General features: G+C 35.6%; 6 protein-coding genes. All 6 read right to left on the bottom strand.

What is annotated here, in order from left to right:
* Positions 1–418: 418 nt before the first annotated feature.
* The 6 genes from ACTJIW_RS16460 to ACTJIW_RS16435 all read right to left on the bottom strand — a co-directional run bounded on the left by ACTJIW_RS16460 (position 419) and on the right by ACTJIW_RS16435 (position 12,751).
* On the bottom strand, positions 419–2,827 hold the full coding sequence (locus tag ACTJIW_RS16460) for a glycoside hydrolase family 95 protein (RefSeq protein ID WP_440716212.1): 2,409 nt from the start codon (positions 2,825–2,827) through the stop codon (positions 419–421).
* A 198-nt stretch (positions 2,828–3,025) separates the two neighbouring features.
* Positions 3,026–4,972, bottom strand: coding sequence for a sialate O-acetylesterase (locus ACTJIW_RS16455; protein ID WP_440716213.1), 1,947 nt, complete (start codon positions 4,970–4,972; stop codon positions 3,026–3,028).
* Between the two features lie 113 nt (positions 4,973–5,085).
* Positions 5,086–6,594, bottom strand: a complete 1,509-nt coding sequence (locus tag ACTJIW_RS16450) for a cellulase family glycosylhydrolase (RefSeq protein WP_440716214.1) — start codon at positions 6,592–6,594, stop codon at positions 5,086–5,088.
* A gap of 1 nt (position 6,595) precedes the next feature.
* Positions 6,596–8,833: a glycoside hydrolase family 3 C-terminal domain-containing protein gene (locus tag ACTJIW_RS16445; RefSeq protein WP_440716215.1), complete on the bottom strand. Its 2,238-nt coding sequence runs from the start codon at positions 8,831–8,833 to the stop codon at positions 6,596–6,598.
* A gap of 90 nt (positions 8,834–8,923) precedes the next feature.
* Complete coding sequence (locus ACTJIW_RS16440; RefSeq protein WP_440716216.1) at positions 8,924–10,480, bottom strand: GH39 family glycosyl hydrolase; 1,557 nt, start codon at positions 10,478–10,480, stop codon at positions 8,924–8,926.
* Positions 10,481–10,744: 264 nt separating this feature from the next.
* Complete coding sequence (locus ACTJIW_RS16435) at positions 10,745–12,751, bottom strand: glycoside hydrolase family 97 protein (protein ID WP_440716217.1); 2,007 nt, start codon at positions 12,749–12,751, stop codon at positions 10,745–10,747.
* Positions 12,752–13,011: the final 260 nt, after the last annotated feature.

Genomic DNA, 13,011 nt, shown 5'->3' with positions numbered 1-13,011 from the left:
CCCGTCAGTTTTTAAAACTCGTCGGGTTTATTATTAAAAAACCTCAGCGAGGCGATATATTTATAGATATTAAACCATCCGAATGTAAAGAGCTCCAGCGGGGTGAAATATTTGAATTGTAAATGATTTATATGTCGCTCCTCTGGAGCTTTATATTGTAAATATCTATTTTATTCTATTAATATTTCGCTTCTCCGAAGCTTGTATAAAAAAATAAACCCGACAGGTTTCAAAAACCTGACGGGTTTGTTATTAGAAAGCCTCAGCGAGGCGATATATTTATAGAAATTAAACCGTCCGAATGTTAAGAGCTCCAGCGGAGCGACATATTTGATTGTGAAAATTATATGTCGCTCTGCTGGAGCTTTATGTTGTAAATATCTATTGTATTCTATTAATATTTCGCTTCTCCGAAGCTTTAAAAATTAATTTCTTTTTTCTCTCCTTTTTTCAAAACAATCTCTTGCTTTTTATCACCAAAAATCAAAGTTGTTTTTCCTCCTGTTTTAGAAGAGATTACAACATGAGTTAGATTTTTATTACTCCATGCCATTTCAATTTCAAATCCTCCTCTGGCGCAGATTCCTTTTACAGAACCTTCTGCCCAGGCATCTGGTAAAGCAGGTAATAATCGAATCTCATTTTCATCTGACTGGACTAACATTTCGGCAACGGCAGCTGCTCCGCCAAAATTACCATCAATTTGAAATGGCGGATGTGCGTCGAATAAATTTGGGTATGTTCCTCCTCCTCTTCTTGGTTTTTCCGTTTTCTTTCCGTCAGGATCTACATAACGAAGTAATTCTCGGAACATTTTATAAGCGCGGTTTCCGTCCCAAAGTCTTGCCCACAGATTAATTCTCCAGCCTTTTGACCAGCCGGTTGTTTCATCTCCTTTTATTTCTAACGTTTTTTTTGAGGCTTCTGCCAAATCCGGAGTTTTTAAAGGCGTAATATGATCGCCTGGAAAAAGCCCAAATAACTGCGATTGATGGCGATGTTTTGGATCCTGATCATCCCAGTCAAAATACCATTCCTGCAGATTTCCTTTTTTACCAATTTGATACGGATGTAATTTTGAAAGTGCTGTTTCTAATTTTACTCTAAAAGCAGCATCTGTATTCAGCACTTTTGACGCTTTTATGGTTTTATCGAAACATTCGCGAATCATAGCTAAATCTGCCGTTCCTCCGTAAAATGTCGCACCCGCAAAACCATCTGCCAATTTGTATTGATTTTCTGGAGAAGTGGATGGCGATGTAATTAAATTTCCTTTTTTATCGGTTACAAGCCAGCCCAAACAAAATTCGGCAGCACCTTTCATTATTGGATAACCCTCTTTTTTTAAGTATGTTTCGTCTTGTGTAAAAATATAGTGCTCCCAAATATGAGTACTCAGCCAGGCACCCGCCATTGGCCAGCAAGCCCACATTGGATCTTCTTTTCCAAACTGCCCAACTGGATTGGTCATTGCCCAGATATCTGAATTATGCGCTGCAGCCCAGCCTTTATCTACTCCATAAAAAGTCTTTGCCGTAACTTTTCCTGTTACCGAAAGGTTTTTAATGAAACTCAAAAGCGATTTGTGCATTTCTGAAAGATTGGTGTTTTCTGCCAGCCAATAGTTTTCTTCCAGATTAATATTCATTGTATAATTACTGCTCCAGGGCGGACTTAAATGCGGATTCCAAAGTCCCTGTAAATTGGCTGGAACGCCCAAAGTTCTTGACGAACTGATTAATAAATAACGTCCGAAATTGAAATATAGAATTTCTAGGTTCTTATCTTCTTTTCCGTCTGCATAACGCAATAAACGTTCGTCTGTCGGTAAATCAGGTGCAGTTGTTTTTCCTAAATTTAAATCAACACGATTGAAGAATTTTTGATAATCGGCAATGTGAGATTCTTTTATTTTGTCAAATGGTTTTTCAAAAGCTTTATTCAGGTTTTGTGCCGCAATTGCTATATCGTCTAAACCTTCTGATGCCGGATTTTTGTCAAAACCATTAAAACTTGTTGCGACAGAAACGTAAATAATCGCTTCTGTTGCGTCTTTTAAGGTTAACGTTTCTCTCGAACTTGTAATTTTTCCGTCGGATTTTTTGATTTGAACTAAACCTGTAAATCGTGTACCTCTATCTTTTAGGGCTAGATATTTTGGCAGTACATTGTATCCTGCATTTTCATGAATTGGTGCAGAACCAGTTATAACCAAGATATTATTTCGTACTTCTACATTAGATTTTAAAAGGCTTTTTAAATTGATATCAAAATTTAAAGCTCCTTTTTGATCGGCTGTTAATTTAATTATCATGATTTGGTCTGGTGCCGAAACAAAATACTCTCGTGTGTATTTTATACCAGCCATTTCATAACTTACTTTTGATACGGCGTTTGAAATATCCAGTTCTCTGCGATAATTTACGGCTTTTCCTTTTTCAGAATTATTGATTTCCAGTGTTCCTAAAGGCGCATACGATTCGGAGTTTTTTCCTTGTACTTTTTTATTTAATTCTTCGGCCAGTTTGTAGTTTTCGTTTTGCAATGCTTCGCGAATCGCTGGAATATTTTTATAAGCTTCCGGATTCATATTTGTATTTACCGGTTCGCCTGACCAAAGTGTAATGTCATTCAAATAAATTTTATCTGAATTTACACCTCCAAAAACTGTCGCACCCATTTTTCCGTTTCCTAAAACCAAACTTTCTTCAAAAAATTCTGCGGGCTGTTTGTACCATAAAACATTTTTTGATTGTGCCAAAATGTTTGTATAATAAGATGTGAGAAGTAAGATGAAAAATGTTTTTTTGATAAGGGTTGAATTCATTTTGCTGCGTTTTAAATATTACCGATCAGATGTTCCCACGGAAACAATATTGCATTTTTAATTTTTACTGCGGATTTCATCCGCAGCTACCGATGAATTGTTCCTAACGGAACATTTTAAATTTATTTTTCATTCAAACAAGTTTTGAAAACCGTTCAAATTATCCTTTACTTCTCACTAATTACTAAGGACTAATTACTATTTACTCACTTTGTATTTTTCGCCGGCAGTAATCATTTCCCAATTATCGGTTCTGAATTGTGATGCAGGAAATTTTTCTTTGTTGAAAAGATTGATCTGTGTATCATCGTCTGCCCAGCCATAATGAACAGCAAGTGGATTTTGAATTTTATCACTCGAAACAATTACTTTGTTGTCTTTTATAATCGCTTTTGCAGAATGAAAAACTTTGTCTGCACCTGCGATTTCAAATCCTTTTAACTCATCGTTATTTGGCGTTGATAATCCGCTGCCAATATTGTCAAAAGTTAAAATAATCTGGTTTCCTTTTATTTCCTGAGATTTATAAACTGGTCCGCTGTGAATTTGTTTTTTACCGTAAATGTTGTTCATCGCAATCGCAGCCAAACGCAATCCAATATCTTGTTTGTTGGTTGGATGAATATCTTTTGCGTTCCCAATGTCCGTTGTAACTGCCATTCCTGTGTTTGGGAGTTTTAAAGTTTCAGACTGCGCTTCTCGAAGTTCTGCCCAACGGCTTCCTTTTTGGCTGTTGCCGCCAAACTCATCAAAGGTTGACAATTGAACGAAATAAAACGGAAAGTTTCCTTGTTTAAATTTTGTTCTCCAGTCAGTTATCATCAGCGGAAATGACTTTTTATATTGTTCTGCCCTCCATACATTAGCTTCTCCCTGATACCATAAAACACCCTGAAACGCGTACGGCACTAACGGATTTACCATTGCATTGTATAATAATGAAGGATAACTATTAGGCGAAACTTCGATTCTTACTTTTACAATATTAAATTTCCAAAGTCCTTCCAGAGATACATTTGAGTCTTTAAAATCGATTTTTAAATCGGCTAGATCACCGTAAATTCCGCCGCCGCCGCTGTAATCTGTAATCCTAACAGCAATCACGTTTGTTCCTTCTTTTAAAACATTGGCTGGAATTTTATAAATTCTTAGTTTGTCCCAAAGGTTATTGGTTCCTACTTCGACTCCATTTACATACGTTTTGTCTTCATCGTCTACTTTTGCTAAATGTAAAATTGCTTCTTTTTTAGCTTGTTCGGCAGTTAGAACAATCGTTTTTCGCATCCAGACAATTCCATCAATATTTCCAATCTGCTGGTTTTCCCAAAGTGAAGGCACTTTTATTTCCGGCCAGTTTTTATCCTGAAAATCCGATTTTTTAAATTGATCTTCGTTTTCCATTGAAATATCAAAACTCTGCACTTTTTTCAGATTGTCTAAAATTGATTTTTTATAGCTTTCAAAAACTGCATCAATATCTACAACCGGAACATGGGCTATCATCGATTTAAATTCATCACTGTTTTGAAATGCTTCACGGCTTGTCCAGGTTTCCACATTAGTTCCTCCCCAGGAAGTATTTATGATTCCTATTGGAATTTTTAATTCTGAATATATTTTTCTGGCAAAGTAATATCCAACAGCTGTAAAATTACCAACGGTTTCTTTGTTTGCTGTTTCCCATTTTCCAGCTTTTAAATCGTCTTTTGGTTTTCCGCTTAAATCCTGTGCCACTCCAAAATGACGAATCATAGGATAATTTGAATCTGCAATTTCTTTTTCGGCATTCATAGTTTTGAAAACCTGAAATTCCATATTCGATTGTCCGCTGCAAATCCATACTTCTCCAACCAAAACATTTTTGATCGTGATTGTATTTTTTCCAATTACAATCAGTTCAAAAGGTCCGCCGGCTTTTTCTGATTTTAAATTAAGAGTCCATTTTCCATTTTTATCTGCTTTGGTTTTTTGGATTTGTTTGTTAAAATGGACTTCTATTTTTTCATCAGCATCAGCAAAACCCCAAATTGGAATTTGTTTGTCTCTTTGGAGCACCATTCCATCTGAAAACAATAAAGGCATTTTTACATTAGCGCTTACAAAAACACTAAATATCAACAAAATAACCATTAAATACTTTTTCATATCCTGCAATTTAAAATAGTTAAAATCAAATTAGTGATATAAGTAAAAATAAATTCAAAGCTATTTTTAAATTTAAATTATCTTATATCACTAATATAATTTAGAAAGTTTTTTTATTGTAATCCTTCTTTTAAAGCCGTCAAAGCCTGTGAGTCAAAAACAGTATTATCGCTTCTTTTAAAAATTCCAAAACTGTTATCGCCTGTACTTCCTTCGTCCCAATAAAAAGGCAATAATCCGTTTGCTCGAGCTGTTTTTACCACCGTTTTTAAGTAATACGCTCTTGATGCCAAATGTAAAGTTAAACCTTCTCCGGTTAGACTTGTTCTTCTGATTGCTCCAAATTCTCCTAATAAGACCGGAATTCCTTTATCTACAAACTGAGTTTTCATTAACTTGAAATTTTTCTCTAAGTCTGCTTCTTCTCCCCAGTTTGCATTTCTTTCTGTATCGGTTGCTGAATGGTAACCTGATCCCCAATAGTAAAACATTTTACCCCAAGATTCATCTTTTGTTAAACCTGCAAAATTCCATGGTGTATAATAATGAACCTCAACCATCATTCGGTTTGCTGCTGTATCTGTTGGCAAAACGGTCATTAATTTATTTGTTTTTTCAATGTCGGTTGTTGGCCCCTGAACTACTAAAGTACGATACGCATTTTTTCCACCTGTAGAACGAACAGCGTCAATAAATGTTTGGTGATAGGATGTTAAAACTGCCATTTGTGCAGCATCTTCAACAGCTGGTTCATTGGCACTTGCAAAAAGTAAATGCTCGTCAAAGTCACGTAAATGCGTGGCTATTTGTTCCCAAAAAGCTTTTTGTTTGGCGTTAGTTTCTTCTTTTTTGGCTTCGGTAATATTGTTTTCCAGCCAGCCGCCGTCCCAGTGAATGTTTACCAAAACATACATATCATTATCTACACAATATTGTACAACTTCTTTCACTCGGTTCAGCCAAGCAGTTTGAATTTGTGCAGTTGAAGCATTCGCTAGATTTTGATTCCATGAACATGGAATTCGAATGGCATTAAAACCGTTTGCTTTTACAGCATCGATTAAAGCTTTTGTAACTTTTGGGTTTCCCCAAGCGGTTTCTCCACCAGTTGCTTCCATTGTGTTGCCAATGTTCCAGCCTAGTTTTATTTTTGCAGCTAACTGCACTGCATTACTTGACATTCCAGTTTGGTCTGCAGCAATTGGATTTGTATTATAGCTTGGATATAAACCTGCAGCTGCTGCGCCTCCTGCCTGAGAAACTGCAATTTGTATTGGAGAAGTTTCATCAGAAGTAATTGTTATAACCGCTGTTCTTGCTTCTTTTCCGGTATTTTCTAAAGCTGTAATTTTAACTAAAACTGATCCTGTAACACCAGAAGTCTGGCTTAGTTCCAGCCATTTAGTATCGGCGCTGCTGATTTTCCATGTTCTGGCATTTGTCGTCACTTTTATGTTGACGTCGTTTCCTGTGTTGGCAAAATCAATTTTATTGGTATCAACCGTAAGTGTTTTTTCGGCTGTTTTCTCTGCTTCTTCTTTATCTGAACTGCAAGCCCAAATACTTAAAAAAGAAAAACATAATACAAAACTAAACAGGTAACCTTTGATGATCTTTTCCATTTTATTTGATTGTGAAGTTAATTTCCTTTTTAATATCTCTTGAAGAAGTTCCTAACTTAATTGTATATTTTCCTGGCTCAACTGTCCATTTTTTAGAAGCAACATCATAATAAGCCAATTCTTTTACTGGAACTTTGATTGTTATTTTTTCTGAACTTCCGGCTTTTACATCTGCTTTTTTGAATCCTTTTAATTCTTGTGCCGCACGGTTAATTTTTGAATCAGATTTTGAAGTATACAACTGAACTACTTCTTTTCCGTCTACTTTTCCTGTGTTTTTAACGTCAACCGTAACTTCAATTACATCGTTTTGAGCGTAAGAATCTTTATCTGTTTTGGCATTATCAAGTGCGAAAGTTGTGTATGATAATCCGTAACCAAAAGGATATAATGGTGCTACGTTTTTAGTATCAAACCAACGGTATCCTATTAAGATTCCTTCAGCATAATTAACCGCTTTGTCTCCAGGGAAACTGTTTGTGGCGTGTGCAGGAGAATCTTTTAGTTGTTTTGGCATTGTCCAAGGTAATTTTCCTGACGGATTTACTTTTCCTAAAATAACATCAGCCAAAGCATTTCCGCCTTCAGAACCATTGAACCAGCTCCAAACTAAAGCTGATGATTTCTGGCTTACTTCATTCAAATCAAACGGAGCGCCGGCAATCATTACTACAATCGTTTTTGGATTTGCCTCTATTACTTTTTTGATTAATTCTTCTTGTCCAAATGGCAAGTGTAAATCTCTACGGTCTGAAGCTTCTGTTTCGTAATCACGGTTTGAACCTGCAAAAATAATGGCAACATCAGATTTTTTAGCGGCTTCTACAGCTTCCTGAACTTTTGCAGGATCTAATTTGTCAATTGTAACTGGTCCTGTAGAAGTAATATTTCCTAAATTTCCTTTATTTTTCTCCTCATATTTCTCTAAATATCCTTCAGCATAATTGATTTTAACTGATGAAGGCAATCTGTTTTTAAGACCTTCAAGAGGTGTAACTTCTCTTTTTGTTTTTACTCCGGCACCAAATCCGCCCAAAGCATTTTTCTTTGTTGCATTGTTTCCAATTACAGCAATAGATTTAACTCCATCTAATTTTAATGGCAGTGCATTGTTTTCGTTTTTCAACAATACAATTGCTTCAGCTGCAATTTTGTAAGCGTCTTGGTAATGCGCTTCGGTTGCTATGCTTCCTTTTGCACGCTGGCCTCCGCCCATTGCTTTTACTTGGAATAAAACTCTTAAAATACGTTTTACATGCAGATCAATTTCTTTCTCAGAAACTTCTCCAGATTTTACTGATGCAATTAATTTATCGGCTAAGAAAAATTCGTTGAAAGGTTTTGGTGTTCCCATTTCAATATCCAAACCATTTTTCAAAGATTTTGCTGTAGAATGAACCGCAGCCCAATCTGAAACTACAATTCCTTTAAATCCCCATTCATCACGAAGGATTTTATTCAGCATATAATCGTTCTCACATAAATATTCGCCTCTAAATTTGTTATAAGCGCCCATTATACTGTATGCTTTCGCTTCTTTTACAGTAGCTTCAAAAGCGGGAAGATAAATTTCGCGAAGTGTACGTTCGTCAATTTGTACATCGACAAAATCGCGATTTGTTTCCTGATTGTTTGCTGCGTAGTGTTTTACACATGCCATTACATCTTTTTCTTGTAAACCAACAACCAAAGGCACAGCTATTTTTTTATTTAAAAACGGATCTTCCGACATGTATTCGTATGTTCTTCCTCCAAGCGGTGTTCTTACCATATTGATCGCTGGCGAAAGGAGCATATCTTTGTCTCTTGCGCGTAATTCTTCTCCTAAACTGGTTCCGAAAGTATGTGCCATTTCTGCATTCCAAGTTGCTGCTAAAGCACCTCCTGCCGGATAATACGTTGCAAAATCGTTTGTCCATCCTGCCGGAGCCCAATTGTCTCTTGAAATTTCTTCGCGAACTCCCAATGGCCCATCAGCCATTTTTAATTCTGGAATTCCTAGACGTTTTACACCTGCATTGGCAAACATACTGTTCCCATGAAGCATTCCAATTTTTTCTTCTAATGTCATCTGCGAAATCAGTTTATCGATTTCTGCATCATGATCTGTACTGATTTCTTTCCCAACATATTCTTGAGTCTGGCTGGAATTTGAAGCTGAAGTTTGTGTTTCATTTTTACAAGAAGTAAAAAATGCAAAAACCAAAGCTGCAGAAAGGTATATCATTTTGTTTTTCATAGATAGTTAGGTTCTTTTTATTTAAAGATTTGATTCCTGACTCAGAATCTTTAAATACAGTTAATATTACTTTTATGTTTGTGGTTTTAATTATTGTTTGATTAAATTCAGCATTACAACATCATTTTCATTGATTTTAAATTCTCTGCTGAAAGTTCCTTTTCCGTCAATTGTAATTTTTTCTGTCGAAATAGGCGCGCCGTTATTTTTCTCTTTTATTAAATTTACCTGTTCACGTGTTAACTGACTTGGTTTATTCATCGCCAGATAATCTGCGTAAGCGTCATTTACTTTGTAACCCACTTTGTAAATTTCTAAAAGATATTTTCCTTTCTGCATTCTGTCAATCTCCACTTTTACTTTTCCTTTTTCTTTTGATGGAAGGTCTTTTATATAATAGGTTTGATTCAATTCCTTATCGCCGGGATGTGTATTGGTAAAATCCCATAATAAAACCTGAACATCACCTTTTGCATTTTTAGAACTCCAGGAAGCTTTATCTGAATTTTGGAGTTCTGTTTCTCCTAATTTATTCAATAGATAATAAGAGAAATAAGCTGGCTTTTTAATTCCCTGCGTATTCAACAATCCGAAACCGCCGTGGAAAGGTGTAAATCTTGGTCCTGCTTCTTCAAAAATATCGGTAAAAACCCAATATGACATGGAATTTGCCACATTGCCGACTTGCTTTAATTTTTGTAAAATATAAGCTGCCGAATGATAGCTGTCGTGAATTGGATCTGCTGGCGTGTAAGATGAACTCCATTCCGTATAATGCAATTCAAGATTCGGTTTAGCCGACTCTGCAATCAATTTTCTTGAATTGATAATTTCACCGCTTACACTCCATTCGTCCTGATTTAAAATTGTTCCCGAAGTTCCGAATTCGTCCAGATATCCATGTTTTACACCATAAGTATGTGTCGAAACAAAATCCATCGGAACATTATTTTTAGTACAGAAATCAATTGTTTCAGAAACCCAAGCAGAACCTGCTGTTGCCGGTCCGCCGACTTTATATTCTTTGTTTACTGCTTTTACACCACGAGCGGCATAATCGTATAATTTATAATATTCTTCCTGAGTACTGCTCCAAAATCCCGGTGATAAATTCGGTTCGTTCCAGACTTCAAAATACCATGTTTTTACTTCTTCATCTCCGTAACGTGCCGCAAAATGCTGGGTTAAATTTCGAACTAAATCTTCCCATTTTTTATAATCTTTTGGAGGTGTTACGTTGCCGCGCCACCAGAAAATCGTTTCTTTCCCGCTTGCTAATGCATTGGGCATAAAACCTAATTCTACAAACGGTTTCATTTTCAGACTTACAATATAATCGAACAAAACGTCTACATATTGATAATTGTATTCTGGATTTCCTTTTTCGTCTTCACGATAAACGGCCATATCATCAGACAATAAACCATGAAAACGAATGTATTTAAAATCGCATTCTTTTTTTACCAATGCCAATTGCTGCTGCCAATCTGCACGAAGACCTTCATTTGCTCTTCCTGCTCCGATGCATTCTTTGAACATGGTGTTTAGTTTTCCTGCTTCTTTTTTATAATCAACTTTTATCGTTCGGTTTTGTGCCATCAAATGGACTGAACTAAATAAAACTGCTGCTATTAAAAGTTTTTTCATCTGGAAATGGTTTTATTTATTTTTTTTCTCGCAGATTTAGCAGATCAAGGAGATTTTTTTATTCTTTTCAATCTGTAAAAAAATATGCCACAGATTAAAAAAATTAAAAAGATTAAATCTGCACAATCTGCCAAATCTGCGGGAGAAAAAGAAAAAATCCTTTTCAATCTTTTTAATCTGTGGCTAAATATTTTATTTTCTAACCATATGTTAGATGCACTGCAGTGCGTCTATACAAATACGTTTGTCAAAAAACTGAACTGATTATAACTTTTTGAATCTCACTGCTCCACCTCCAGCTCCGCCTAATTTCAATTGTAATTTATCTGAAGCTTTTACTGTTTTCTTAGAAATTGCTACGGCTTCTGGATTGTGTGTTTGATCTGTTCCTTCGGCATCAACATAAATCTGTGCTTCGTAAGTGGCGTTTGAATCTAAGAATGATAATGAAACTTCTACGTTTCTTGGTTTCTCATTTGTTAAAGTTCCTAAATACCAGTCTGCGCTGTTTCTGTCTTTTCTTGCTGTTGTGATGTACTCGCCAATTTTTCCTTCTAAGATTTTAGTGTCTTCCCAATCTGTTGGAACATCTTTTAAGAATTGTAAAGCTGGTTTTCCTTCATAATTTTCTGGAAGATCAGCCAACATTTGAATTGGAGAATAAATCGTAACGTACAATGCCAATTGCTGTCCCACAGTTCCCTGAATTCTTTTTCCCGGATATCCTTGTTTTACTTCAACATCAAAAATTCCAGGTGTAAAATCCATTGGACCAGAAAGCAATCTTGTAAACGGAATAATGCTTAAATGGTTTGGCGGATTTCCTTCGCTCCAAGCGTTATATTCTTGTCCGCGTGCTGCTTCTCTTGAAACCATATTTGGAAAAGTTCTTCTTTCTCCTGTATCTTTTATTGATTCGTGGTATAAAACTGCTAAATCATATTGTGCTGCTTTTTCTAAAATATATCTGAAATAATTTACTCCAAACTGTCCGAAGTGCATTTGTTTCATGTTTAATTTAGAACCTACGTGACCAATTTTCACGGTATGAATTCCAAGTTTTTTGTACAAAGCAAAACCTTCATCAACTTCTTTTAAGTAATTAATTAAGTTTGAACCTGTTTCGTGGTAACCGATTAATTCGATGTTCTTTTTCTTTCCGTATTCAACTACTTTTTCTAGATCGAAATTATCGGCACTTTTCGTGAAGCTGAACATGTGCATACGGTTTTCATACCAACCTGGCGTCCATCCTTTATTCCATCCTTCGATTAATAAATGGTTGAAACCTTCTTTTGCTGTAAAATCGATATATTCTTCAGCGTGTTTGGTTGTAGCACCTTGTTTGTCGCTTTCCCAGAAGGTATATTTACCAATGTGCATTCCCCACCAAATACCTAAATATTTATAAGGTTTGAAATAGTTGTTTGTATTCTTTAATTTGTTTGGTTCGTTTAAGTTTAAAACCAAATAAGAAGTGATCAACTCACCTGGATTTTCTCCAATTTGAAGTGTTCTCCATGAAGAAGTGAAAGTATCTTTTACACGAACTTTCACACCGTCAGGCCAAGGCACTAAATCTGATTTTAGTTCTGTTCCTTTAGTGTTTACCAAAGTCATACTGGCAAAATCGATCAAGTTTGCTTCGTGGAAACTTAACGCTAATCCGTTTTTGCTTTCGATTGTTAATGGCGTTAAAACGGTATCCAAAGTACTTACCGGCGCATCTTTGAAAAGATATTCGTCACGGTTTTCTCTGTTTGCCGGAATCCACCATGCTTTTCCATCTTCTTTTAAGTTGAAAGTTGTTTTTTCATCCATGATGAAAATACTGTCTTTTACATTTTGTTTTGGATAAACGTATCTAAAAGCCACTCCATAATCGAAGGCGCGAAACTGAATTTGTAATTTTCTTTTGTTTCCTGTTTTTTGCTGTAAATCAACTACCAATTGATTGTAGTGATTTCTAATATTTTTCTTTTCTCCCCAAACTTGTTCCCAAGTTTCGTCAAACGTAGAAGTTTTTGCTCCTTTAATTTCAAAGTTTGTGCTTAAGTCTTCGTTTCCTTTCAATACAAATCCCATATCTGACGGAGAAATGACTTCGGTTTTTCCGTGAGAAACTGCATATTTTGGAGCGTTTTTTACTAACTCAAATTTGATTTTATTTTGTCCGTTTGGCGATGCTAATTCATAAGCGTTTTTTGCTTTCTGACTGTATCCAATCGAAACTGAAAGTAATAGAGCGGGAAGAATGAGGTGTTTTTTCATGGTCATTTTCTTAATTCATTTTTAATAAATCGGGCGTCGCAAGCTTTCACCCGATTTAAAAACTAAACAAAAACTAATTTTTATCCTAAGTTGTTTTTTTAGGCCACAGATTTCACAGATTAAAAGGATTATTACTATTGTAGATTTTTTAATCTTTAAATAAATGAAAATATAACACGGACTAAAAGAATAAATCAGCTCAATCTGCGTGAGAGAAATAAAAATTATTTTAATCTGTGTATCCCGACAGCTATCGGGAG

The organism is Flavobacterium sp. 22659 (genome assembly GCF_052044235.1).
GTDB classification, from domain to species: Bacteria; Bacteroidota; Bacteroidia; order Flavobacteriales; family Flavobacteriaceae; genus Flavobacterium; species Flavobacterium johnsoniae.
The sequence above is the reverse complement of the archived record's forward strand: the minus strand, read 5'-3'. Positions and strand labels throughout refer to the sequence as shown.